Source organism: Ruegeria sp. CDSA077 (assembly GCF_059612265.1).
The window spans coordinates 178,558-201,990 of sequence record NZ_JBXWQG010000004.1 but is presented as its reverse complement, the minus strand read 5'-3'; the positions used below and the strand labels follow the sequence as shown (position 1 = coordinate 201,990).

General features: G+C 52.9%; 22 protein-coding genes. 16 read left to right on the top strand and 6 right to left on the bottom strand.

What is annotated here, in order from left to right:
• Positions 1-27: 27 nt before the first annotated feature.
• Genes AC2FLE_RS11670 through AC2FLE_RS11645 form a run of 6 tightly spaced genes read left to right on the top strand, consistent with a single transcriptional unit; the run spans position 28 to position 6,902 of the window.
• The gene (locus tag AC2FLE_RS11670) at positions 28-966 is read left to right on the top strand and encodes an ABC transporter permease (protein ID WP_271948705.1); all 939 of its coding nucleotides are present in this window, start codon (positions 28-30) and stop codon (positions 964-966) included.
• A 12-nt stretch (positions 967-978) separates the two neighbouring features.
• Positions 979-1,836 carry an ABC transporter permease gene (locus AC2FLE_RS11665; protein WP_281995038.1) on the top strand — a complete coding sequence of 286 codons (858 nt, stop codon included), beginning with the start codon at positions 979-981 and terminating at the stop codon, positions 1,834-1,836.
• Positions 1,833-2,813 (top strand): ABC transporter ATP-binding protein, encoded by a 981-nt coding sequence (locus AC2FLE_RS11660; RefSeq protein ID WP_271948711.1) that lies wholly within the window; start codon positions 1,833-1,835, stop codon positions 2,811-2,813. The genes AC2FLE_RS11665 and AC2FLE_RS11660 overlap by 4 nt, the downstream gene beginning before the upstream one ends.
• The gene (locus AC2FLE_RS11655; protein ID WP_496697184.1) at positions 2,810-3,733 is read left to right on the top strand and encodes an oligopeptide/dipeptide ABC transporter ATP-binding protein; all 924 of its coding nucleotides are present in this window, start codon (positions 2,810-2,812) and stop codon (positions 3,731-3,733) included. Before AC2FLE_RS11660 ends, AC2FLE_RS11655 begins: the two co-directional genes overlap by 4 nt.
• 11 nt (positions 3,734-3,744) lie before the next feature.
• Positions 3,745-5,391, top strand: coding sequence for an amidohydrolase (locus tag AC2FLE_RS11650; RefSeq protein ID WP_496697182.1), 1,647 nt, complete (start codon positions 3,745-3,747; stop codon positions 5,389-5,391).
• Positions 5,388-6,902 carry a M81 family metallopeptidase gene (locus AC2FLE_RS11645; protein WP_496697180.1) on the top strand — a complete coding sequence of 505 codons (1,515 nt, stop codon included), beginning with the start codon at positions 5,388-5,390 and terminating at the stop codon, positions 6,900-6,902. The genes AC2FLE_RS11650 and AC2FLE_RS11645 overlap by 4 nt, the downstream gene beginning before the upstream one ends.
• A gap of 151 nt (positions 6,903-7,053) precedes the next feature.
• On the opposite strand, the gene AC2FLE_RS11640 is transcribed toward AC2FLE_RS11645, so the two are convergent.
• From AC2FLE_RS11640 to rpoN, 3 genes are all read right to left on the bottom strand, one after another.
• The gene (locus AC2FLE_RS11640) at positions 7,054-7,941 is read right to left on the bottom strand and encodes an MBL fold metallo-hydrolase (RefSeq protein ID WP_496697178.1); all 888 of its coding nucleotides are present in this window, start codon (positions 7,939-7,941) and stop codon (positions 7,054-7,056) included.
• A gap of 316 nt (positions 7,942-8,257) precedes the next feature.
• Positions 8,258-8,731, bottom strand: a complete 474-nt coding sequence (locus tag AC2FLE_RS11635; protein ID WP_496697252.1) for a GNAT family N-acetyltransferase — start codon at positions 8,729-8,731, stop codon at positions 8,258-8,260.
• Between the two features lie 115 nt (positions 8,732-8,846).
• A complete protein-coding gene (gene rpoN, locus AC2FLE_RS11630; RefSeq protein WP_496697177.1) occupies positions 8,847-10,211 on the bottom strand; it encodes an RNA polymerase factor sigma-54 in 1,365 nt (454 codons plus the stop codon).
• A 119-nt stretch (positions 10,212-10,330) separates the two neighbouring features.
• Between rpoN and AC2FLE_RS11625 the strand changes: the two genes are divergently transcribed.
• Positions 10,331-11,299: a hypothetical protein gene (locus tag AC2FLE_RS11625; RefSeq protein WP_496697175.1), complete on the top strand. Its 969-nt coding sequence runs from the start codon at positions 10,331-10,333 to the stop codon at positions 11,297-11,299.
• Between the two features lie 2 nt (positions 11,300-11,301).
• Here AC2FLE_RS11625 and AC2FLE_RS11620 read toward each other — a convergent pair whose 3' ends face one another.
• Genes AC2FLE_RS11620 through AC2FLE_RS11610 form a run of 3 tightly spaced genes read right to left on the bottom strand, consistent with a single transcriptional unit; the run spans position 11,302 to position 12,925 of the window.
• A complete protein-coding gene (locus AC2FLE_RS11620) occupies positions 11,302-11,481 on the bottom strand; it encodes a hypothetical protein (protein WP_496697173.1) in 180 nt (59 codons plus the stop codon).
• Between the two features lie 32 nt (positions 11,482-11,513).
• Positions 11,514-12,644, bottom strand: a complete 1,131-nt coding sequence (locus AC2FLE_RS11615; protein WP_496697171.1) for a WD40 repeat domain-containing protein — start codon at positions 12,642-12,644, stop codon at positions 11,514-11,516.
• Entirely contained in the window at positions 12,644-12,925 is a 282-nt protein-coding gene (locus tag AC2FLE_RS11610) for a hypothetical protein (protein WP_496697169.1), read from the bottom strand. The genes AC2FLE_RS11615 and AC2FLE_RS11610 overlap by 1 nt, the downstream gene beginning before the upstream one ends.
• Positions 12,926-12,979: 54 nt before the next feature.
• Between AC2FLE_RS11610 and AC2FLE_RS11605 the strand changes: the two genes are divergently transcribed.
• The 9 genes from AC2FLE_RS11605 to AC2FLE_RS11565 all read left to right on the top strand — a co-directional run bounded on the left by AC2FLE_RS11605 (position 12,980) and on the right by AC2FLE_RS11565 (position 23,367).
• Positions 12,980-13,255 carry a hypothetical protein gene (locus tag AC2FLE_RS11605; protein ID WP_496697167.1) on the top strand — a complete coding sequence of 92 codons (276 nt, stop codon included), beginning with the start codon at positions 12,980-12,982 and terminating at the stop codon, positions 13,253-13,255.
• A 1,079-nt stretch (positions 13,256-14,334) separates the two neighbouring features.
• Positions 14,335-15,999 carry an aromatic/alkene/methane monooxygenase hydroxylase/oxygenase subunit alpha gene (locus AC2FLE_RS11600; protein WP_496697165.1) on the top strand — a complete coding sequence of 555 codons (1,665 nt, stop codon included), beginning with the start codon at positions 14,335-14,337 and terminating at the stop codon, positions 15,997-15,999.
• Positions 16,000-16,088: 89 nt separating this feature from the next.
• Entirely contained in the window at positions 16,089-17,147 is a 1,059-nt protein-coding gene (locus tag AC2FLE_RS11595) for an NADH:ubiquinone reductase (Na(+)-transporting) subunit F (protein ID WP_496697163.1), read from the top strand.
• Positions 17,148-17,198: 51 nt separating this feature from the next.
• On the top strand, positions 17,199-18,263 hold the full coding sequence (locus AC2FLE_RS11590) for an aromatic/alkene monooxygenase hydroxylase subunit beta (protein ID WP_496697161.1): 1,065 nt from the start codon (positions 17,199-17,201) through the stop codon (positions 18,261-18,263).
• 18 nt (positions 18,264-18,281) lie between these two features.
• Complete coding sequence (locus AC2FLE_RS11585) at positions 18,282-18,653, top strand: MmoB/DmpM family protein (RefSeq protein WP_496697160.1); 372 nt, start codon at positions 18,282-18,284, stop codon at positions 18,651-18,653.
• An 87-nt stretch (positions 18,654-18,740) separates the two neighbouring features.
• On the top strand, positions 18,741-19,763 hold the full coding sequence (locus AC2FLE_RS11580; RefSeq protein ID WP_496697158.1) for an amidohydrolase family protein: 1,023 nt from the start codon (positions 18,741-18,743) through the stop codon (positions 19,761-19,763).
• Positions 19,764-19,767: 4 nt separating this feature from the next.
• A complete protein-coding gene (locus tag AC2FLE_RS11575; RefSeq protein WP_496697156.1) occupies positions 19,768-20,571 on the top strand; it encodes an iron-sulfur cluster assembly protein in 804 nt (267 codons plus the stop codon).
• 66 nt (positions 20,572-20,637) lie between these two features.
• Positions 20,638-22,275, top strand: coding sequence for a molecular chaperone GroEL (locus AC2FLE_RS11570; protein ID WP_496697154.1), 1,638 nt, complete (start codon positions 20,638-20,640; stop codon positions 22,273-22,275).
• Between the two features lie 48 nt (positions 22,276-22,323).
• Positions 22,324-23,367, top strand: coding sequence for an NAD(P)-dependent alcohol dehydrogenase (locus tag AC2FLE_RS11565; RefSeq protein ID WP_496697152.1), 1,044 nt, complete (start codon positions 22,324-22,326; stop codon positions 23,365-23,367).
• Positions 23,368-23,433: the final 66 nt, after the last annotated feature.

Genomic DNA, 23,433 nt, shown 5'->3' with positions numbered 1-23,433 from the left:
CATCAAGCCAAAAGGAGCCAGTTGGCCATGCTGAAATTCGCAACCCGTCGCTTCGGGCTGTCGCTGCTTATCCTGTTCGTGGCGGTCACCGTCATGTTCCTGATGATCCGCGCCGTGCCAGGCGATCCGGTCCAAATCATGCTCGGCCCGCGCGCCACGCCCGAGCTTCAGGCCCAACTCACAGTAGCGTTGGGGCTGGACCAGCCAATCTGGAAACAGCTTTTGATTTTTTACGGAAACCTCTTGCAGGGTGACTTGGGAACCGATGTCTTTTCGGGTCGTTCCGTGACTGACATCGTGTTCCAGCAACTACCATTCACATTGGAACTGATTTTCGCGTCGATCCTGTGGTCAGCTACGCTGGGCATCGCACTCGGCGCCTATGCGGCTGCGCATCCCAATACGTTGATCGACCGAGTTGCCGCCGCGATATCTGTCAGTTTTGTGGCCGCTCCGGCCTTTGTCGTCGCGCTCTTGGCTCTTTTGGTTTTTGCGGTGCATCTACAGTGGTTTCCCGCGATCGGTGCCGGGGAAGGCTTCCTTGACCGTCTTGACCATCTGGTCCTGCCCGCCTTTGCCATCGGGCTCAGTTGGGTTGGCTATATTGCCCGGTTGGTACGCGCCTCGATGCTGGAGGTTATGGGTGAAAGCCATGTCCGCACGGCCCGAGCCTTTGGTATCGCCGAACGTCGCGTGGTCATGGTGTACGCGCTGCGGATCGCCATTTTGCCCGTGGTTACCGTCATCGGTGTTGGGATGGGTTTTCTTCTCAGCTCGGCGGTTTTCGCTGAAATCGTCTTTGCCCGACCTGGTTTAGGCAAACTGGTCATCGACAGCATTACGACCCGAAACTACCCGATTGTGATGGGCTCTGTCCTAGTATCAACAGCTTTGTTCGTGGTGTCGACCGCATTGGCCGATCTGATCAATGCGCTGCTTGATCCACGCGCGCGCACGGCTCATTGAGGAGGCAGGCACATGGAAAAATCTCGTTCCGAAATGGGCCAGATCATAGTCGGCGTTGCGCGCGACCCGCTTGGTCTCATGGGCTTAATCATCGTCGGTGTCATCGTTTTCTGCGCAATCTTTGCGTATTGGATCGTACCCTATGATCCGATTGCGATGGATATCAAATCCCGCTTGCAGGGACCGTCCACAGCACACCTGCTGGGCACAGATCAGTTAGGGCGCGATACGTTTTCGCGGGTCATCGCGGGGGGCCAAGTTGCGCTCAAGGTGGCATTGCCCGCCGTGTTCGGAGCAATGGCGATTGGCCTGACACTGGGCATGATTGCAGGGTATGGGCCGAAGTGGCTCGATAATCTTCTAATGCTGTTCTTTGATACCATCCGATCCTTTCCGACAGTGATGTTCGCGCTGGCTGTTGTGGCCCTGATCGGGCCCAGTCTGCAGACGGTCGTGTTTGTCGTCATGGCGACCTCGATCCCAACCTATGGGCGTGTCGCGCGGACCCAAACGCTGACATTGCGCAATTCCGAATTCATCTTGGCCGAACGGTCGATGGGGGCCAGCATGGCGCGCATTCTAGGCGTTCACATGCTGCCCAACATCATTGGCGTTCTGGCTGTGTTGGCAGCCATGGATATCCCCACAGTCATCGCGCTTGAGGCCGGCCTGTCCTTCCTGGGTCTGGGCGTTAAGCCTCCGACCCCGAGCTGGGGTGCTTTGCTTAAGGATGGCTATTCCCTGATCCGCCAAACTCCTTGGTTGGTCGTTGGCGGAGGCCTGCCGATCATTCTGGCAACGCTTGGCTTCACGTTTCTGGGTGAAAGCCTGCGCGATGTAGTTGACCCGAAACTGAGGAAACAGCGATGACCGAGACACTTCTGGAAATCGACCAGCTTTGCGTCGATTACGAAACAGGCCGTGGCGACCTCAGGGCATTGAGGGACATCACATTCAACGTCAACAAAGGTGAAATCGTTGGCATCGTGGGAGAGTCCGGTTGTGGTAAATCCACGTTGATCTCATCCATTCTGCGTTTGACCGCGCCCAATACCCGGTTCCGTGAAGGAGAAATTAGGTTCAAGGGGAAGGATTTGCTGCAAGCCTCTGAGCGGCACATGCGGGACCTGCGCGGGGCGGATATATCCATCGTCTTTCAGGATCCGATGCAAACGCACAACCCGGTTCTGACTATCGGTCAGCAGATGCTGGATATTCAGCACCGATCCAGACAGTCCAAGGCTGACAAGTTGGCGCACGCGGCCAAAATGTTGGGCGCTGTTGGCATTCCTGACCCTGAGGCGCGTCTGGCGCAATATCCGCATGAATTCTCTGGTGGGATGCGTCAACGGATCGCCATCGCGATGGCGTTGATGTCCGAACCTGATCTTTTGATTGCGGATGAGCCGACAACTGCACTGGATGCGACGCTGGAGGTGCAGATCATTGAGCGCCTGCAAGAGCTGCAGCGTGAGTTTCACTGTGCCATCTTGTTCATCTCGCACCATTTGGGCGTGATCGCGGAACTCTGCGACAGGGTTGTTGTGATGTATGCTGGCGCAGTTGTTGAAAGCGGGGACGTGCGGGAGATTTTCCACAATCCTAAACACCCTTACACACGCCGACTGATCGAATGCGACCCCGGTCACATCAAAGAGCGTGCCCGTGTATTGCCAACCATCCCCGGTGAAGTGCCCGACTTGGCCAACCTGCCGGGGGGCTGCATTTTCAGGGATCGTTGTGATCAGGCCATGGCGCGCTGCGCCACCGAAGTGCCGCCACTGGATCAATTGAAAGAGGGCCATCACGCTGCGTGCTGGCTGAACCATCAGGAGGTCGCATCATGAGCTTGCTGAACGTTGTGGACCTCAATACCAGCTATGGCCCGGTCAATGTACTGGCGGGTGTCAGCTTTACCGTAGAACCCGGAGAGACTTACGCGCTGGTTGGTGAAAGTGGGTCTGGTAAAACCACGGTCATTCGCGCCATTGCCGGGTTAGCACCTGCGCAAGATGGCTCGGTCACCTTCGAAGGTCAGGAAATTCGGGGCGCACCCGAAAGGGTCATGCGCCCGTTGCGCAAAGACATGGCGATGATGTTTCAAGACCCGGTTGGAAGCCTGTCGCCGCGTCTGACCATCCGCAGTCTGATTACCGAGCCTTACCGCATTCAGGGCATGAAAGACCGTGACATGGACGCCGAAGCCAAGCGCCTGTTGGAAATGGTCAACTTGCCCACGCATTTCGCGGACCGCTATCCTTATCAGCTATCTGGTGGCCAAGCTCGGCGTGTGGGTGTGGCACGTGCACTGGCACTGGAACCCAAATTGATCCTTGCGGATGAGCCCACTGCAGGTCTCGATGTGTCGGTTCAGGGCGAGCTGTTGAACCTGCTTAACGACCTGCGCGAAAGGCTGGGGCTGGCGATGGTGATTATCACGCATAACCTTAGCGTCGTACGCCATGTGGCTGACAGAATGGGCATCATGTATTTGGGCCGATTGGTTGAAGAAGGTACAACCGAGGCCATCTTTAACGAGCCGCGCCATCCCTATACCCGCTGCCTGCTGAGTGCCAACCCAGAGCCGGACCCGGATGCGCGGTTGGAACGGATCGCTCTTAAAGGTGAGCCCCCCAGTTTGCTCAAACGCCCGTCCGGTTGTGAGTTCCGCGAGCGTTGTCCCTTTGCCAAGGATATCTGCACCCAGACTCCGGAATGGGAAGTAAATGGCGGCCACGGGCTGCGTTGTCTGGCACCGCTGTCTTAGTAGGAAACCCAATGCCAAGCACACTATATTTTAACGGCACAATCCTGACTATGGATGCACAGAACTCCTCTCCAGAGGCTGTTCTGACCGAGGGCAAAAGAATTCAGGCCGTCGGTGCTGAAGCAGATCTGCGCGCACGCATGCCGGCTGACTCACATGAGTATAACCTTCAGGGTCGTACACTGATGCCGGCGTTTATCGACCCGCACGGGCATTTCCCGGATCCAGGGTTCATACGGCTGTTCCGTGTCGACCTATCTTCGCCTCCTTTAGGGGACTGCAAACACATGGCGCAGGCGTTGACTAGGATTCGGGAAAAGGCTGGCGAGACGCCCGAGGGTGAGTGGGTCATGGGCGTGTTGTTTGATAATACTGCCATTCGCGAAGGCCGCATGCCCACGCGGGCTGAGCTGGACGATGTATCACAGCGTCATCCAATCTGGGTTATTCATGCGTCGGGGCACTGTGGCGTAGCCAATTCTGTTGCCCTTCAGAAGCGCGGGTTAACCTGTCAAACACCTGATCCAGAAGGCGGCCGCTTTGGCCGTGATCCTGAAACCGGAGCCCTGACGGGATTGATCGAAGGATTATCGGCCATGGGCGAGATGGGCGATACTGATTTCCTGATCGACCGCGAAAGGTTCTGGCAAGGCTTTGAGGCCTGTCGTGACGAATACCTATCCTATGGTGTGACCTATGCCCAAAACGCCTGGGCGTCGCAAACCATGTTGGAACACTTTGCCAGCCAGCCCGCGGATCTGGATCCGGGAATAGACATTGAGCTCTTACCCGTCGGAAGTCTGGAACCCGAATTGTCCGAGCATTGGATCGGTACGAATTGGCCCGGCAACCCGCATTTCACACTGGGTCCGCGCAAATTGTTCACGGACGGGGCTTTTCAGTTGCAGACCGCGTTTTTGTCTACCCCGTATTTCAAGCCGTCCGATCCCTGTCACCCTTGTGGGATGGTTTACACCTCACAAGAACAGTTAGATGCCGACGTCAGAAAACTTCATAGCAGGGGCTTGCAAATGCATTGCCACTGCAATGGTGATGCCGGTGCCGAGATGTTCATAGATGCGGTGGAAAAGGCGCTTATTGCGCATCCTCGCCCAGATCATCGCCACACCATTATCCACGGTCAAGCTCTGCGGGATGATCAGTTGGAGCGTATGGTCCAGCTTGGACTTACCGTCAGTTTCTTTCCGGCTCATATACATTTTTGGGGTGATCGCCACTACGATACATTCTTGGGGCCGCAGCGCTCCGAGCGGATATCCCCTGCGGCGTCTGCTGAGCGGTTTGGCTTGCGATATACAATCCACAATGATGCCTCGGTCACGCCGACGCGTCCGATTCATCTGGCCCACTGTGCGGTAAATCGAAAATCCGTTTCTGGCCGCGTGCTCGGTGAAGATCAGAAGATCAGCGTTCTGTCAGCCTTACGCGCTCAGACCATCGACGCTGCTTGGCAAGTCTTCAAGGACGAGCAGCGCGGTTCTGTCGAACCGGGCAAAGTTGCTGACTTTGTTGTCCTTTCGCGTAATCCACTGCACGATCCGGACCGCCTGACAGATACGCGGGTGCTTGAAACGATCCGCTATGGCCAAAGTGTTTTTGCTGCGCCCCATGCCGAACAAGAAATCGAGCACACATGATGGCGACCAAGCGTATTGCGATCGCGGGTTTTCAGCATGAAACTAATTGCTTTGGTGTGACGCAGGCCGGTCTGCACGAGTTTGAGATGGCCGATTCCTGGCCCAGCATGTTGCACGGTGCGCAGGTGATATCGGAAACGTTTGGCATGAACCTACCTATCGCCGGTTTTGCGAAGGCTGCAGCGGCAGCAGGATTTGAAGTCGCACCAACCCTGTGGTGTTCTGCCGAACCGTCCGCACATGTAACCGATCACGCATTCGAAACAATTTGCGAGATGTTGTTGGATCGCATCCGGGATGTGGGCGACATTGATGGCGTTTATCTCGATCTCCACGGGGCAATGGTCACCGAAAGCTTCGCTGACGGTGAGGGAGAGCTTCTGCGTCGTGTACGTGAAGTTGTGGGCTTCGAATTGCCAGTGGTCGCAAGTTTAGACCTTCACGCCAACATCTCGGCTGAGATGGTCGACAATGCAGACTATTTGTCTGTTTTCAGAACCTATCCCCACTTGGATATGGCGGAAACCGGCGCACGATGCGTTCCTGTCCTGCAGCGGTTGCTAGCGGGCGAAACGCTCTACAAGGCTTTCCAACCGGTGCCTTACCTCATCCCTCTGCATGCGCAACATACGGGCTCCAAGCCATTCAGCGAGATCTATCAGTTGCCCGAAAGATTTGAGAAGCAGGAAATTCTGGCAGAAATTGCCCTCGGCTTCACCGCGGCGGACTTCTCAGACACAGGCCCATCATGTCTTGCCTACGCGGCCACCGCCCAGAAAGCTGCTGCTGCCGCGGAAGAAGTCGTGCATTTGTTCGTATCTCGCGAAGCCGATCTTGATTGTTCGATGTTGTCTCTAGAGGAAACCGTTTCGATATGTCGCGAGAGGCGGGGAAAACCCATTGTTGTCGCAGATGTCCAGGACAACGCTGGTGCGGGCGGGACATCAGATACTACAGGTTTGCTGGCAGCACTGATTGAGGGCGGGACAAAGAGTGTCTTAATGGGTCTGTTCCATGACCCTGAAAGTGCAAAACAAGCCCATGAGGCCGGAGAAGGTGCACGGATAAAACTTGCGGTCGGTGCAAAGTCCAACTTGGCTGGGCACGTTCCAGTCAAAGCAGAGTTTGAAGTTCTGGCTTTGGGTGATGGCCTTTGTCGCTATACCGGAAAAATGTATGGCGGTGGGGTAGCTACGCTGGGCGAGACAGCTGCCCTACGTTTGGTTGGGCATGAGGCAAGTATTGACCTTGTTGTCACAAGTATACGGAACCAATGTCTTGATCGCGCGCATTTTACTCATATCGGATTAGACCCAACGAACTACGCGGTTATCTGTGTAAAAAGCACCGTACATTTCCGAGCGGATTTCGAACCTATTGCAGGAAATATCTGTTCCGTTTCTTCGCCAGGTGCCTTTCTCTGCAACCTGAAAGAAATCCCCTACACTTGTATCACCAGAAGGCTGGCGAACACTCGCTGCGGTACCGTTGCCTCAACTGGCACAGGCTAGTGAATTCCGTTGATCTAGCGGGTCCATTATCATCTGTGAAGCGCGCCTATTGCGGGCTGTGTGGGGTTTTGAGCGAGGCAGCTTACTGCCTCGCATTGTGCCCTTATTCTTGACGGCCAAATTCTAGGAGGTGAATTCGGCCAAGAGAATTTCAGTTCTCTGCCAGCAGACAATAGATGATCATCGTCATCCGCTCGGTTGGAATGTGAAACCAGGCGAACTTCTCAAAGACGGATAACGGATTTTGCGCCAGGACTTCATCCATGGACATGCCCTGATCGACGAGGGGTTTCATCGTGTCCTTGATCGCAAGCATCAAATCGACCGAAGCCTGCATGTCGAACTTGTTACCCGCCGGACCGTGCCCTGCAATGATAACAGTGTCGTCGTTGGCCAAATCGATGATCTGTCTTTGAGCTGAAATAAACCCGTCGATGCTGCCGCCATTCTCAAGATCGACGAACGGATAGATCTTGTTAAAGAACAAATCAGCAGCATGAATGACATTAGCCTCGACAAAATGGACGATTGTGTCGCTGACGGTGTGCGCATTGGCAAAGTGTATCAGTTCAATTGTCTGCCCATTCAGGTGGAACGTCATCTTGTCATTGAAAGTGATGACCGGCAATCCGGCCTTGTCGAACTGATCATCTTCCAACAGCGCGCGGCGTGTTTCGTCATGAGCTAGAATAGTTGCGCCCCTTGCCGCATAATTCGCATTACAGCCGACGTGATCGCCATGAAGGTGCGTACTGATAAGGAAATCTATCGATCCGCCAGCCAGCTTCTCGGTTGTGGATACAGTGACATCGGCGGCTTTTTGCAAACCATTGTCGATCAGGACAGAACCTTCATCACCAACCAAAAGCCCGAGCGTCCCGCCGGGGTTCCCACTGCCGACTTCCAACATAAAAATCCCGTTCCCGAGATCAATCGGATCCCACTCATCTTCGCCCGTGGGAGCACCGGCCTTATCCCATACGCCTCCGTCAGCATGTCCGTGTAAGAATGATCTGTCTGACGAGCCTGCTTTTGTCATTTCAGTTGTTTCCTTTTCAAATTCTATCCTGCTGTGATCGTAGGGGCGTGATCAATAGACCGCTCAGGAAGATACCTGAACGCCCCTTGGCGCTCCGCTTGTTTTGGGCGCGCGCTGCTGGTGATTAATGAACACGCTATTTTCACAAGGTCACCACAGTGCACATATGTAAGGACGTCCTCAGCTATTGGTTTCCTCGGCAAGGCTTTTCCCTACCGAGCTTCCAGAGTATCTCAACGCTATCAAAGTAATCCGTAGAGGTTGAGTATCAATAGCTGGCAATGTAAATTAGCAAGCGAAATTTGTGCTGGGATTCCTAAATTTCAGGGAACCGTTTCAGTGTGTGTCGCCACATCGGAACAGAGTGTTCGTGAACAAACGAAAATCGTCTTAACGGCAGGTTATCTCGCTGGAACCCGATTTGCCCCAGTACTGCCGAAGCCGCGAAATTGTCTATCATGCAGCATGCAGTAATCGTGTGACAATGAGATGGAAGCCTCTCGATAAAAGTCGAGATAGCCCAATTTCCCAAGCCGCGACGGTGAAGGCGAGGTTCCAGCCAGAATGATAATTCGAGGCCATTGCTGACGGTTCCAACCAGTCGGTCACCCAAACAGATTGCGGCAGATTCCACTTCTGGGTCCAGGAGGAACTCAAGGTACTTTCGGGACGTTTCCCAATCGACATTCAATGGCAATGCCCCCAGCCAGCGGACCAGGTCGTGGTTTTGAAGGGCCCCGTGCACGGCCCCTAGGTCATCGAGCGAGACAGGGCGTAAGCTACGCAGCATAACCGGCTCTACGAACTCGTTTGGTGTTCGGTTCATGATTGTTTCGTTTCAGGCGTCGCCTGTTTCTCAGTTGACTGAATAATAACGGGTTTCACTGGGGGCTACCTTGGGACATTCAGGTTCCCAAGTTCTGTTTCTCGCCAAAACCCCGCTGACCTAAGGTTCTTCCCTTTCTTGCGGCTATCGACAGCATTTCTATTTCGGCGTTTTTTCGTCTGACGCTGGGTGCGCTAAGTCCAAGTGATTGCCGGTACTTGGTAATTGTTCGCCTAGACAGAGCGAAACCAGATTTATTCACATGAACTGCGATGTCTCCATCACTGAGAGGAGCGAATTTGTCTTCGGACGCAATTAAACGCCTGATTTGATGCAACGCCACATGTTTGGTCTCGGACAGGGCACCCTGGGCAATCGGTGCACAAAAAAGCGATTTGGCCAAAATATTACCCAATGGACATTGAATCGTCAGACCTGACACGACCCGACTTATCGTCGCTTCGCTGAAGCCAGTGTCTTCGGCAACATCACTCATGCGCATTGGGCGCAACGAATAGAATCCGCGTGCAAGAAACCTGCGTTGACGCATACATATCGCTGTAATTACTGCCATCGCAGTTGCGTTTCTGACCTCCAATGCTGAACGCAATGACTTGGCTTGTCGTATCATTGAAACGTGGTGATTTTGCAGTGCGGCTTTGGCAGACTCGCTCGAGTTCAGCGCCTGCGATAATCGAACAGTCGGAAAGCTTGACGAATTCAACGCTATCAACAGGTCGGAACCAACGATCTCTACTGTGGCGTCACTTTCCCGTGCCAGAGTTTCATCACTTTCGAAGTTAGCTCCTGGTTTTGGATTCATTTTGCGTATGTCATCCAGACATCGTGCAATTTCTGCCAGATCCACCCCGAGTTTTCGTGCCAAACTTGGCAGATCGCAATCCATCAGTGCGTCGAGATTGTCGATCAGTTTCGACATAGCTCCGTTTAGAATTCCGCGGTCACTCGCCTGTAGGCGCAGGCATTCCTTGAGGTCGCGGGCAAACAGTCCAGCCGGTTCGACTGTTTGCAGCTTTGACAGGACTTCGGCGCAGGTTTTGGGGCAAAAGCCATAGGCAGCTGCGACGTCATCCACCGAAGCCCCAAGCCATCCGCTGGGTTCGATCTCGGCCAGGAATGCCAAAGCAATGCTGATATCGCTTTTTTTGTCGAAAATCAGCGGCAGTTGTTCAGCTATATTTTGGTAAAGGCTGGTCTTGGTGTCGGCAACAGTGTCGGACATGTCAGTCATAGGTGCAACTAACCCGCCTGATTGCTCTCCAAGATCCTCAGAACCAGCTTCGAGAAACGGGTTTTCTTCTGTGACTTGCGCCAAATGGTTCAGTAGTTCGAACTTATGCATCCGCATCAACTTGATCGTTTGCGCCATCGAGTGGTTCAAAAGCCCGGTCTGACGTTGCGAATGTCGGAAACTCATAACCATTGGATTACCCCTCAGACCTCAAATGCCAAAGATCGGTCGAAATTACGTATCGTTTGGCGCGGATGCTTTGCATTGATGGTTTGTCGCGTCAGAGATCGTTGATAGACTGACGCAACCCAATGAGAGACAATTTCGACATGCAATCTGACACGTCTCATGTTTTCCCAGGCTCTTTTGAACGCAGCTATCCCGGTGTTTCCCCTCAACTTCTTGCGCGGACCCGGCAAATGTGGTCGGCAAAAGGTCTCGACCTGGATGACGTTTGGCGAAAGACGATTGTCCGATTTCGCGGCTTTAGCTTTCTTGAAGATTGGGACATTGGTACCGACAGCCATGCAGTCGATACGTTCTTTATGTTTGATCAGGCTGCCATCTGGGTTGCGTCTCTGCACTCTGCGTCGGTTGAGGCAGTCAATTTGCCGGACAGTGGGCTTACAACGGATCAGTGGGAGGCGCTTCGCGCATTGACGTTTCGAATGATCGAACAGTTGGACGCGATCCGGTTGCTTTTCCAACATGATTTGCCGACGCCGTCTATGCAGATTGCACGATCTATTTCTGAAGATGTGGATATGGCGCTGGCGTTTGTATCCAGACCGAAGCTGGCCAAACGATTTGTCGAGTGCACGACCATCGAGGAAGCTCAAGACTTTTGGCGGCGTCATATTGCAGGCGGTCGCGCGTTCAAAGCAGTAAGCGAACGACTTTACCGCGCAGGCCTGGAATTTGATCAGGATGGGACGTATGCCGCTTGGCGCCAACAGGTTAAGGCCATCCTGGGCACTGCTGTTCATACCTCTTTCTCTGGTTCCGGAAAACGTGGATCCAAACCATACGCAGGCCAGTTCGACGAAACCGGGGATTGCCTCTATTTCGTCACTCTGCGCTTGCAAGAGATGTGTGCGTATTCTCATGTTCTAAACGGTGATTTCGGGCAGGATCTGGCTGCGGTTCGCAATGCTGAGGGGCCAGATGCACATGACGGCATCGGGCGCATGACGCCGCTGATTTCCGAAGTAACCGTTGATCAGATGAGGCGGATGCTTGCGGTTGACGCGGCTGGCGTGTTGGCAGTTCTGCACAGTTAGTTCTAGTGCACGATATCTTCTTGCGGGCCCAACTGGTTCTTAGCGATCCATTGCGCCGCCATTACCAAAGCGCCCATGGCAAAGTCTTTGCCATGTTCTTCGATCATCGCTTCTGAAATTTTCGATAGTTGAGCGAAGTATTTATCTTTACTTTGCTCTTCCGGGGACAAGGTCTTGGACATTTTCTATCTCCTGATGGCTTGGGTGGAGTGGTTTATTTGAACATCTGAGAAGGGAAGGTCGCCAGTGCAGCCTTTCCAGATGCAAAACCGATTGCCAGATGCTCTCCGGTCTTTGACCAGGCCAGGCTGGTCACTTCGGTTCCGCGTTCTTGATGCAACATCATGTCTTGTGGAGTTCCGACGCTGGCTAAAGTCACCAGACCACTGGCATATCCAGTTGCGACAACGTCCCGCTTGGGATGTGCGGCAATCGCGTTCAGTACGACAAAGCCGGGTTTGCCAGTAGCGATTGGTGTGCCTGCCTCGTCATTCTGCGGCAGGTCATTTGCGTCCCAGCCAACAAGACGGAACGCACCTGATGTCACGAGCGCATTGGCCGATTTGCTGAACGCGACATTGCGGACCGGTGCAGGGTATCCTTCGACCTGCTGGACCGATCCCGCACTGCGGTCGATAAGATAAAAGCTGTTGTCAGCTGAGGCACAACACAGATGGTTTGCTGTATGACGCCATTTGATTTCCGTAATCTCGCTTGCTATGTCATATGTGACAGGGGCCGTATCGGGGGCGCCCAGATCAAACAGCGTCAGTTTGCCATCACCCCAGCTAGCAAGAGCGCTGCCATCGTCGGAATATGACAGGCAAACAACAGGATGACTTGTTGTGAGTGTGACTACGGACGTCAATTCTGATGTTGAGATGACATCAATCAGCGTGTCTGCCGCAATGGCGATTTGATCGCCATTATTAGTGCCTGCGGCACCTGTTACGTTCCGATCTTGCAGCTTGAGCCTGTCAACAACCTGTCCCCCTGCCGTGATCTGCCGTAGAACCCCGTCGTCACAGATTGCCGCGAAGCCCTGCGCTCCAAAACGAACGATGGATAGGTCAGTACGGACAGAGATGTCCGGGGTCTTAACAGGCGCTATCGGGTTTTCGCGCGGACGGATGGTTGTCCGACCGGTTTCCAAATCCATTCGGGTTCGAATTTTTGGACTTTCCAGATCTTCGACGGCAGCCAACGCCAATTTTCCAGATGTCAGTTTGAAGGCTGCACAACTGTCTTCTTTATTGAAGAGAACCTGATCTATTGCATCATCCAATGCCCAGTCTCGGCCCAGAAGGTCAAACAGAGAAAGTCCTGCGGCACTATTTTCGACCATTATCCGTCCTCCAGATTGCGGGCGTTTTCAATTTGTTCATCGATCTTCGCAACATCGCGTTCCAAAGCGTCGATATGTTCCTGTGAAGCGGTCAATTCGTTCGAAGATTTGTCAATTGCATCGAGCGTCTGCGCACAGTCCGGGTCGTTCATCAGTAAGATGTCGTAGCCGGCGATTTGTTGTAAAATGCGCAGGTGCTCTACATTGGCTTGCGACAAACCGTTGATTAGTTCCATGCGCTTGAGAAACAAATCCGAGACTGCTGAGGATTGACCGGCCATTCAAACCTCCTTTAGAAATTCGAGCTGTTGCTTGGAGCAGATGAGAGACTTCTCGTGAAACAGAAAGACGCAACCGATCGGTTCTTTCAGGGCCTGCACAAAATCAGTCTGGATTTGTGTGGTAAGGACAGCTTGCTGACACATGCGGCTGAAAAGGCGGCTTCCGAGCCAAGCCCGATAAACCTCGTATCCGCGCAAGAGGCGCTGGCACAAACTTCGGATGATCTTCGTGAACAAATACTGCGGGAACTCCACGCGCTCTTGAGCAGCGATATCGAAGCGATTTGGGACCAGATGCCCTACGCTGTGAAAACCGAACGACCGAACTGACATTTGAGACACTGCCACGCGGCGACCTGGGGCGATTTTGATTGTGCCTTGGTCGCTCATTTGATCCCCCGAAAAGATACGATTAAACACTGTCCTTACTCGACTGTGCTGCCTCTAAACGCTTCGCCCGATTGCGGCTGACCTGACTGAAGACGTACGATGTTTGCAGTGCTCAAATTATCATCAGTTGTCTGGTCTACAAAGAATGTTCAGCGCAAAATATGCCTCGAAAAAGCATCTTTTTTCACAACCTTGGCGCGATTAGTTAAACATGTTTACAGAGTGTAACGCGGATTAGTTTCATTGTTTTACAAAGGGAAAATTCAACGTCCTGCTGTCGTTGGGTATGCCTGTGTGACCGAGGTGGTGATTCGCGATCGGTTTTGCGCATTGGGTTGCCAAGTGCTCGGGTAGTGGGCTTACCTATTTGCGCTCTTGTAGATGTACTCTGAAAGTGGCGCGTCGCCCGGAATAGGTTCAACGCAGCTCAGAGTGTGTCGTCAATTCGAGCAAAGAAGCCTCTGAAGTCGGAAAATAAGCGCAGAAAAATACCTGTTACCGTGCGTGCGGCCTAATCGTAACGCTAAGTGTAAACAGCGGTGTGAACGTAAAGTTTGTAAAGCAACGTGACAGTTTTGACAGGATTCTGGAACTGTCAAAACACGATCTCTTCACAGCATGTGTGAACGAAGTAGAATTTTTAGGGATTAAATAACCATATAAAACAATATGTTATATAAATTACTCTGATTTTCTAAGCCAAAATATCACCCAATTCCAAAATCTGGCATGCCCCTTGCATGTAATTAGGCATAACGCCGCGTTCCCGTTCAAACGGGGACCATCAAGAACGAAGGACCAGGGAGGGTTCGGCCAAAGAAGTGAGTGCCCGCCGATGAATTCGGCAGGAACTGACGCGCAGCGCCGAGCATACATTCCGAAACCTTTGCCGTGATCCGAACGACTGGATCAACTGACCGTGCCTCTTGGCTCTGTTCAGTGATCGGGTCGAAGAAACGGCAGCATGCGCTGTCTCCAACCGACCGAGAAATTGGTCAGCAACAAAGGAGTCTCATGGCATGGCGATTACGCTAAATAAAATTACCTCTCAGAGAGGAATCTCGGTAGGGGAGGCCACCAAGAAGATTTCGGACCTGGGTTGGAATCCAACCTATGTTCAGGAAGCGAATACTTTCCCCACAGACTATAAGATCACCAAAGCGCCGCGCGACCCGATGAAGCAGGTTCTGCGCTCTTACTTCCCGATGGAAGAAGAGAAAGACAACCGGGTATACGGTGCGCTAGACGCTGCGCTGCGTGGTGACATGTTCCGCAACGTTGAACCGCGCTGGATCGAATGGATGAAGCTGTTCCTGGCGATCATTCCGTTCCCGGAAATTTCGGCTGCGCGTTCGATGGCCATGGTGGCTCGTCTGGCGCCGGGTGAAGACCTGCGCACAGGTTTCACTATGCAGATGGTTGATGAATTCCGTCACTCCACAATTCAGATGAACCTGAAAAAGTGGTACATGGAAAACTACATCGATCCGGCTGGTTTCGACATCACCGAAGAAGCCTTTGGTAAGTGTTATGCCACCACCATTGGCCGTCAATTCGGCGAAGGGTTCATCACCGGCGACACAATGACCGCCGCATGCATGTATCTGACCGTTGTTGCTGAAACCGCGTTTACGAACACTCTCTTTGTGGCAATGCCTTCAGAGGCCGCCCGCAATGGCGATTATGCTTTGCCAACTGTGTTCCTGTCGGTTCAGTCTGACGAAAGCCGTCACATCGGTAACGGTCACTCGCTTCTGATGGCGGCCCTGAAAGAGCCAGAGAACCATCTGCTTTTGGAACGCGACCTGCGGTACTCCTTCTGGCAGAACCACGCCATCGTTGATGCGGCGATCGGTACGTTCATCGAATATGGCACCACCAACCGCGACAAGGAAAAGGAATCCTATGCGGAGATGTGGCATCGCTGGATCTTTGAAGACTACTACCGGACCTACATGCTGCCGCTCGAGAAATACGGCGTTAAAGTACATCACGACGATGTGCAGGAAGCCTGGAAGCGGATCACCGAGAAGAACTATGTGCACAAAGTTGCTCAGTTCTTCGCAGTCGGTTGGCCGGTGAACTTCTGGCGGATTGAAGCTCAGACCGAGAAAGATTTTGAGTGGTTTGAGCACAAGTATCCGGGTTGGTATGCCGAGTTTGGCGACTTCTGGAAATGGTATGCCAAGTTGAGCGTTCCGGGCCAGAAAGTCATCACCTTCAACGAAGAAGTTGGCTATGTTTATCCGCATCGCTGCTGGTCGTGCCTGGTGCCGTGCCTGATCCGTGAAGACATGGTTGTCGACGAAATCGACGGTCAGCTGCACACCTTTGCACATGAGCTTGATCGCTGGACCGCTGTTGAAGCGTTCGCAGACGAATACCAGGGCCGGCCAACGCCGGCGATGGGCAAGTTCTCGGGCAAACGTGAGTGGGAAACCGTTTACGACGGGTGGGATCTGGCGGATGCCATCAAAGACCTCAACTTCGTTCGTGAAGACGGTAAGACACTGGTGCCGCAGCCGCATCTGCGCTTTGACAACAAGGATATGTGGACGCTGGACGATGTTCGCGGTCACACCCTTGGCTCGCCGCTTAATGCACTGCGTGGCATGTCGGACGGTGAGCGTGAAGCACATCTGGCCGAGTACCGTGCTGGTTTCACCATCACACCCTTCAACTAAAGCAATCTTTTGCAAGGGCCTTGATTGGCCCTTGCATACAGGAAGGTCCGAATTCCGCGCGTGATTTCGGGACACAGGAGACTCGACTAATGGGTGAAATATACAGGGTTCGTTTTGAGCCGGTTGGCTTGGAAATAGAGGTTGAAGAGGATGAAACCATTCTCGATGCCGCTTTCCGCCAAGGCATAGCTCTGCCGCATGGATGCAAAGAAGGCCAGTGTTCGGCTTGCAAATGTGTCCAGTTGGATGGCGAAACCGAAATGCTCAAGTATTCAACCTTCGCACTCAATGACTTTGAGAAGGAAAGTGGACACGTTCTGATGTGCAGAACTGTGGCGTATAGCGACGTCGAAATTGAACTCCTGAACTATGACGAGGAGGTTTTATCGAAATCCATTCCGGTCAAAGAATTCAATGGCCGAATTGTCGATTTCCAAAAGCTGACCCATGACATTCGCGGTGTTGATATTGAAATTGATACACCGCTCAAATTTTGGGCGGGGCAATATGTCGACATCACGGTTACCACCGAAAAAGGGGAGAAGATTACACGCTCGTTCTCCATGGCAAATTCGCCGAGCGAAGCCCAGAAACTCTCCTTCATCATCAAAAAATACCCAGACGGGAGGTTCTCAAACGAGCTCGACGCAGGGGGGATCAAAAAAGGCGCCACCGTCGAAATCAGCGGACCGTACGGAATGTGTTTCCGACGGGAAGGCCGACAAGGACCGGTGATCCTGGTCGGGGCGGGTTCCGGCATGTCGCCGGTCTGGTCAATACTGCATGATCAACTCAGCAGTGGCGAAGATCGCGATATTTATTTCTTTTACGGGGCTCGCACGCAAGAGGATCTGTTCAAGCTGGACGAGATCGCAGAGATCACTGGCGCCAATGCGAATGTCAAATTCATCCCAGTGTTAAGCCACGCAGATGATGACGATAACTGGACGGGTGCTAGGGGCTTCGTTCACGAGATCGTGGACGAATATCTAAAGGAATTGGACGTCGATGGAGAAGGCGATGTTTACGCCTGCGGCCCCCCTCCGATGATCGATGCACTGACGCCGGTGCTGTTCATGAACGACTTCGATGGCGAGCGCGTTTTTTACGACAAATTCACACCGACTTCCGGTTCATCGACCCACTGATGCTGGGTTGATCGCTAGTCATGTGAATGAAACACAACAAGGGAGGCTACCATGGTAGCTACATCAAGTTCCGTTGGATCCGGTGCCGCAGGCGCTGCAACGTTCGTCGGATCGACCAGCCGCAAATACAACTATTTTGAACCACGCGGCAAACGCGCCACGCATTACGAAGACGTAACCGTCGACGTGCAACCAGATCCCGAACGCTATCTGATCCAAAACTGGATCATCGAGTTCGAAGGCGGCAAAGGCGGCGGTGCCTATCAAAAGGACAATACAGCTGCGCTGAGTTCAAACTGGCACGCCTTCCGAGCCCCTGATCAGGAATGGGAGCGCACGCATTATCAGCGCCAGTCCAAAATCTGTTCAATGGTAAAATCGGTCGTCGACAATGCGCGCAAGGCCGGGGCCCACAAGTCGTTTGACAAGGCTTGGGAGCGTATCCTGCAAACTCATTTGGGTGCCTGGAAACATGCAGAGTTTGGTCTTGGCACATCTCTGATGCAAGCCCAGAGGTATGGCTATACTCAGATGATCAACAACGCCACGCTGACCAACTCGTCCTACAAAATGCGGTTGTGCCAGGATATCACGTTGTATCTGGCCGAGATCGGAATGGATATCGAAGGTTGGAACGATGAACTGGGCAAGAAAGCCTGGCTGGAAGATCCAATGTGGCAACCCTGCCGCGAGGCGATCGAAACCATCATGGGGTCGGAAGACTACCTTGAGCAGTATTTCGCGATCAATTTGATCTTTGAACCGCTGGTTGGTGAGCTTTTCCGGTCGGGTTTCCTGATGCAGGCCGCCGCTGCGAACAATGACTTCATCACGCCGCCAGTTATCTCGGCCGCCGAGGCCGATTATGAGCGCAACCTCGCGAACACAATCGACCTAATGTACCTGCTGGCAAACGATGAAGAGCATGGTGCGCATAACAAGGCATTGTTCCAAACTTGGATCAAGAAACATGCTGATCTGGCTGACAAAGCCGTACTGGCGTTGCAGCCAGTCTGGTCACAGCCGCATTCCAAGCCCGTTGCTTTCGAAGATGTCAAAGCCGTCTCGCAAGAGCGTCTTGGCCAAATCCTGTCTGAACTTGGCCTGAGCCGCTAACCCAAAGGAGAATTTACGATGTCGAGTACAGCACGCGACGCTTCAAAACAAAACATCTTCAAGCCGATGAACGAAATCAAGTTTGAACAGACCATTTCGCACCAGTGCGGTGTGACCATGAATGACTCTGTTGAAGCCCGGGCGATTGCCGAGTTCATGGGCGAAGATCCCAAAGTCACAGTAACCCACAACCCTGCGACCATCCGTGTCGACGGCGAGGGCAAACTGGTCTTCAAAATGGATGAGATCAGTGAATTTCTGGGTCGCGAAATGACTGCGGAAACTTTCGAAGTCAACACGTCCACTCATTATGGCCGGATGGTCCGGGTCGATGACAACACCGTCGTCCTGTTTGGAAACATGGACGACGTCTTCGAATATATCGAGTGACAAAATCGATGTGCGAACCCGGCTTTGCTCGGGTTCGCATTCCCAAACTTCACGGCGTGAAAATTCAGACTACCTGAGGAGGAATCGATGTTTAAAACCAAAGATGGCAAAGAAATATTCGTGGTCGACGGTCACACTCATTTTTGGGACGGCAGCCCGGAAAACCAGAGCAATATTCACGGTAAGCAGTTCATTGACTGCTTTTATGCTTACCACACCAACCTAAGCCCGCCGGAACAGCTGTGGGAAAAAGGACGGTTCGAAAAGTACTCGGAAGACGATGTCTATCGGGATCTGTTCATCGATGGGCCTGATGATGTGGCGATCATCCAGTCGACATATCTGCGCGACTTCTACAAGAATGGTTTTTCTAGCATTGAGCGCAGCAGCTCAATGGCCTCGCGCCATCCTGAGCGCTTTATCGTGAACGGGTCATTCGATCCGAGAGACGGTGAGAAAGCGCTGGAATACATCCATTACATGAAGGAAAACTTCGATATCCAAGGTGTCAAAATGTACACCGCTGAATGGAACGGAGAAAGCAAAGGTTGGGCCCTCAATGACCCTGCCGCTTACAAGTGCTTTGAACTGTGCGACAAGCTGGGTATCAAGAATATCCATGTTCACAAAGGTCCGACCATCATTCCGCTCAGCATGGATGCGTTTGACGTTCGTGATGTGGATTATGCCGCTACCGATTTCCAGAATCTGAACTGGATAATTGAGCATTGCGGATTGCCGCGCTTGGATGATTTCTGCTGGATTGCGACGCAGGAAACCAATGTCTACGGCGGTCTTGCCGTTGCCATGCCGTTCATTTTCACCCGTCCCAGGTATTTCGGTGAAGTGATGGCGGAACTGCTGTTCTGGATCGGCGAGGATAAGATCCTGTTCGGCTCGGACTATGCAATCTGGACCCCTCAATGGCTTGTTGAGCAATTCTGGGAGTATCAGATCCCTGAAGACATCGCCAAAGAACGCGGGGTTCAACTGACCGATGAGATCAAAGAAAAGATCCTGGGTCTGAATGCAGCAGCACTTTACGATATCGATGTCGAAGCTAAGAAGGCTGAGCTTAGCGCATCACCAGTGCAGATCGCGGCGGAGTAAGCCGATGTTTTTGGAGATGCACAAAGATGAGCTGGAGTTGGAGATTTGGCAACGTCTCGATCTGGTCACGGACCCTGAGTTGGACGAACCGATCACCGATATGGGGTTTGTCGAACTTGTTGACGTGAACATTGATTCAAAACTTGTAGAGGTCGAATTTCGGCTCCCGACCTATTGGTGCTCTCCAAATTTTGCCTTTCTCATGGCGTTTGATATTCGCCATGAGCTTAGCAAGCTGAGTTGGGTTCGTCAGGTGAGAGTCACCCTTAATGATCACTGTTTTGCAGATCGAGTGAATGACGGCGTTAACGGTGAGAAAGACTTCACCGAAGTGTTCGCTGAATATTGTAATGGTGATGATCTCAATTCAATCCGTGCGAAGTTTCTGGAGAAGGCATTTATACGCCGTCAGGAAACCGTATTGCTTGGGTTGGAAGCCAAAGGTTTTTCGGGGCCCAAGATCGTCAACATGACACTTTCAGAATTTGACGCCATCGAGTTTTCTGGCGGTGAGGAGTCCAAGCAGAAACCGCGTTACCGCGAATTGCTGCTGTCCCAAAACTTGGCAAAATCAGCAGAAGATCCGGCTTTTGTCACTTGGGAAGGTGACCGTCTAACAGCGGCTGGATTGCGCGACTACCTGGGTAAGCTCAGGGGTGTTCGCATCAACATGGAGTTCAACGGCGCGCTTTGTCGGGGGCTTCAATCAACACGGTACAAGGAGGTTGAAATTGGTGAAGATGGACCGACATTGATCGATTTCATTCAGAACCGGGTGCCACCAAGAGTTTCTGAAGCCCGCAGCTAAAAACGTTTCACGCGTAACCGTCAACATAAGAAGCCATCGGTTCTAAGCCGATGGAAGGGAGAAGTCATGGCAAAACTACTGATACACAACGGAACAGCACGGCGGGCGCTCGCCAAGGGTGTTTCCAAACTGGCCGCGGCAGTGGAGCCGACCCTTGGTCCCAAGGGGCTGAACGCGATGATTGACCGGCCCGTCGGCACCCCTTTGGTGACCCGGGACGGTGTATCCATCGCATCCGAAATTGAGTTGTCCGACCGGTTTGAAAACATGGGTGCACAAGTGGTCCGTGAAGTGTCGATGCAGACCAATGAAGTCGCGGGCGACGGTACGACCACTGCAATAGTTCTGGCCAATGCGTTGATCCAGAGAGGCGTCGAATTGACCGCTGAGGGTGTCAAACCCGTGGATTTGTGCAAAGGCATAGAGCTGGCTGTACACAAAATCATCAACGCGCTGGATGAGGCATCGCGGTCCTGCGACGACAACCCCAGCTATCTTGAATCCGTCGCGCGAGTGTCCGCCACAGAACCTGAACTGGGATCGTTGGTTGCCGAAGCTTTCAAACGTGTAGGGAAAGAGGGTGTAATCACTGCCGATTTCGGGGTGACGATCGATACAACGCTTGAGGTGGTTGAGGGTATGTCCTTCGAGCGAGGCTATATCTCACATCATATGGTGACGGACCGTGAAAACATGGAAGCGGTCCTGGAGAATCCGCTGATTTTGATGACGGATCAAAAAATCCTGCGTCCTGAGATTCTGGATAATGCAAGACGCATTGCCGACGAACAGAAACGACCTTTGTTGGTGATCGCTGAAGAAATTGCGCCAGAAGTCGTGATCTCGTTGATGGACAATAACGGTGCGGGCAAATACCTGATTGTGCACCCACCCGAGTATGGTCACTGGCGCGCCGCGATGATGGATGATCTTGCGATCATGACCGGCGGTGAAGTGCTTGCGCGTGACCTTGGCAAAAAGATCGAAAACGTCACATTGGCACAACTAGGTGGTGCTCAAAAGGCGCGGGTTACATCCTCTCTGACCAGCATTCTGAAGGGTGACGGTGACCCGGCTGCTGTGCGCGCTCGACGCGCGCAGGTGCAGCGCCAGCATGACGCCGCTCCGCCGAATATCGAGCAGGACAAGTTGCGTGAGCGTGTGTCCAAACTATCCGGCGGAACTGCTGTAATCTATGCCGGTGGTTTCACACCTGTTGAACAAAAGCGCAAAATTCAGTTGATCGAGGACTCCCTCTGTGCGGTTCGCGCGGCCTCTGAAGATGGGGTCGTCGCAGGTGGTGGAACGGCGCTTGCTCAGATTGGCTCGGTCCTGGAAGGCATCGTTTCGGCGAATGACGGCGATGTCAGCAAGGGTGTTGAATTGGTTCGCTCGGTTCTGACCCGTCCAGTCGAACGGATCGCCAGCAACGCCGGCGCGGATCCGAATGCAGTGATTGCATCCATTACGGCCGGTCCAAGAGGGCACGGTTTTGATGCGTCAAAGGGCGAGTTCCGAGACATGTTTGAAGCAGGAATAATCGATCCCGTTCGTGTCACTGCCAGTGCCTTGGTCAATGCGACATCAGTGGCAACGCTGATTCTGACCACTGAAACACTGGTCGGTGACCTGTCAGAAGGTGAAGCCGATCCGACCGAAGGCCCGGCCCTGGGTGGCGGTGCCGAATTGTTGGGCCGCCCGTAACCTATCGCTTTTGAAGACCCGAAAATAAGTTAAGAAAAGGAATGAAACATGAAAGCCGCACGCTTGTATGATTACGATCCGGCCATGAATGTTCAGCTAAAGATCGAAGAGGTCGCTGCCCCAACGGTAAATTCTCCGGATGAGGTGATTGTGAAAGTCGGTGCCGCAGGTTTGTGCCGTACTGATTTGCACATCATTGAAGGCGTCTGGAAAGATATCATGGATGTCGAAGGCAGCCTTTTGCCTTACATTATGGGCCATGAGAATGCCGGTTGGGTGGAAGATGTTGGCAGCAACGTGACCTCTGTCAAACCCGGTGATGCGGTGATTTGCCATCCACATCGCAGTTGCGGGATCTGTTTAAACTGTCGGTATGGCCACGATATGTATTGTGATCATGGCTTGTTTCCCGGCCTCGGTCTGGACGGCGGATTTGCAGAGTATTTCGTTACAAACGAGAGCTCATTGATCAAGTTGAACACCAATGTGACTCCTTTGGAAGTTGCCCCTATGGCTGATGCGGGCATTACTGCATATCGCGCCGCAAAGCGTGCGGCCGAACTGGTTTACCCAGGCGCATATGTCACTGTTCTGGGCGTTGGTGGCCTAGGGCATATTGCGATTCAGTGTTTGAAGAACCTGTGCGGCGCCCGAGTTATCGCAGTAGACCGTGAGCCAGGCGCGCAGGTTCTGGCCAAGGAACTTGGTGCCGACATTGTTCTTGATGGTGGTCCGGATTTGATCGAACAGGTCATGGATGTCACTGGCGGTGGTAGCCATGTTGTCATCGACTTTGTCGGCGAGCTTGGCGTCGAGAACATTTGCTGGAAGCTTTTGCGGCAAGGCGGCGAACTGATCGTTGTGGGTTATGGTGGTAAGATCGAGATCCCGACTGTCGACCTGGTAGTCAATGAAATCAAAATCGGCGGTAGCCTGGTTGGAGACTATACCGAACTTGTAGAGTTGATGGAGCTGAATGCCGATGGGTTGGTGAAGATGCACCAGACTGAGTATTCGCTTGATAACATCAATCAAGCGATTGACGATTTCAAAAACCGCAAGTTCACGGGACGCGCTGTCATCGTTCCTTAGAGTCGCAAATAACAGCCTAATTAGGGAACCTGTTCTGTCCGTCTCCCCATGGAAAATCGGTCCCTA

Coding starts and splice junctions, on each gene's coding strand:
- AC2FLE_RS11665 (WP_281995038.1), top strand. CDS start 979: ATGGAAAAATCTCGTTCCGAAATGGGCCAGATCATAGTCGGCGTTGCG.
- AC2FLE_RS11590 (WP_496697161.1), top strand. CDS start 17,199: ATGGTAGCTACATCAAGTTCCGTTGGATCCGGTGCCGCAGGCGCTGCA.
- AC2FLE_RS11575 (WP_496697156.1), top strand. CDS start 19,768: ATGTTTTTGGAGATGCACAAAGATGAGCTGGAGTTGGAGATTTGGCAA.
- rpoN (WP_496697177.1), bottom strand. CDS start 10,211: ATGGTTATGAGTTTCCGACATTCGCAACGTCAGACCGGGCTTTTGAAC.
- AC2FLE_RS11655 (WP_496697184.1), top strand. CDS start 2,810: ATGAGCTTGCTGAACGTTGTGGACCTCAATACCAGCTATGGCCCGGTC.
- AC2FLE_RS11670 (WP_271948705.1), top strand. CDS start 28: ATGCTGAAATTCGCAACCCGTCGCTTCGGGCTGTCGCTGCTTATCCTG.
- AC2FLE_RS11585 (WP_496697160.1), top strand. CDS start 18,282: ATGTCGAGTACAGCACGCGACGCTTCAAAACAAAACATCTTCAAGCCG.
- AC2FLE_RS11640 (WP_496697178.1), bottom strand. CDS start 7,941: ATGACAAAAGCAGGCTCGTCAGACAGATCATTCTTACACGGACATGCT.
- AC2FLE_RS11565 (WP_496697152.1), top strand. CDS start 22,324: ATGAAAGCCGCACGCTTGTATGATTACGATCCGGCCATGAATGTTCAG.
- AC2FLE_RS11595 (WP_496697163.1), top strand. CDS start 16,089: ATGGGTGAAATATACAGGGTTCGTTTTGAGCCGGTTGGCTTGGAAATA.
- AC2FLE_RS11610 (WP_496697169.1), bottom strand. CDS start 12,925: ATGGCCGGTCAATCCTCAGCAGTCTCGGATTTGTTTCTCAAGCGCATG.
- AC2FLE_RS11645 (WP_496697180.1), top strand. CDS start 5,388: ATGATGGCGACCAAGCGTATTGCGATCGCGGGTTTTCAGCATGAAACT.
- AC2FLE_RS11635 (WP_496697252.1), bottom strand. CDS start 8,731: ATGCTGCGTAGCTTACGCCCTGTCTCGCTCGATGACCTAGGGGCCGTG.
- AC2FLE_RS11570 (WP_496697154.1), top strand. CDS start 20,638: ATGGCAAAACTACTGATACACAACGGAACAGCACGGCGGGCGCTCGCC.
- AC2FLE_RS11650 (WP_496697182.1), top strand. CDS start 3,745: ATGCCAAGCACACTATATTTTAACGGCACAATCCTGACTATGGATGCA.
- AC2FLE_RS11625 (WP_496697175.1), top strand. CDS start 10,331: ATGAGAGACAATTTCGACATGCAATCTGACACGTCTCATGTTTTCCCA.
- AC2FLE_RS11620 (WP_496697173.1), bottom strand. CDS start 11,481: ATGTCCAAGACCTTGTCCCCGGAAGAGCAAAGTAAAGATAAATACTTC.
- AC2FLE_RS11615 (WP_496697171.1), bottom strand. CDS start 12,644: ATGGTCGAAAATAGTGCCGCAGGACTTTCTCTGTTTGACCTTCTGGGC.
- AC2FLE_RS11660 (WP_271948711.1), top strand. CDS start 1,833: ATGACCGAGACACTTCTGGAAATCGACCAGCTTTGCGTCGATTACGAA.
- AC2FLE_RS11600 (WP_496697165.1), top strand. CDS start 14,335: ATGGCGATTACGCTAAATAAAATTACCTCTCAGAGAGGAATCTCGGTA.
- AC2FLE_RS11580 (WP_496697158.1), top strand. CDS start 18,741: ATGTTTAAAACCAAAGATGGCAAAGAAATATTCGTGGTCGACGGTCAC.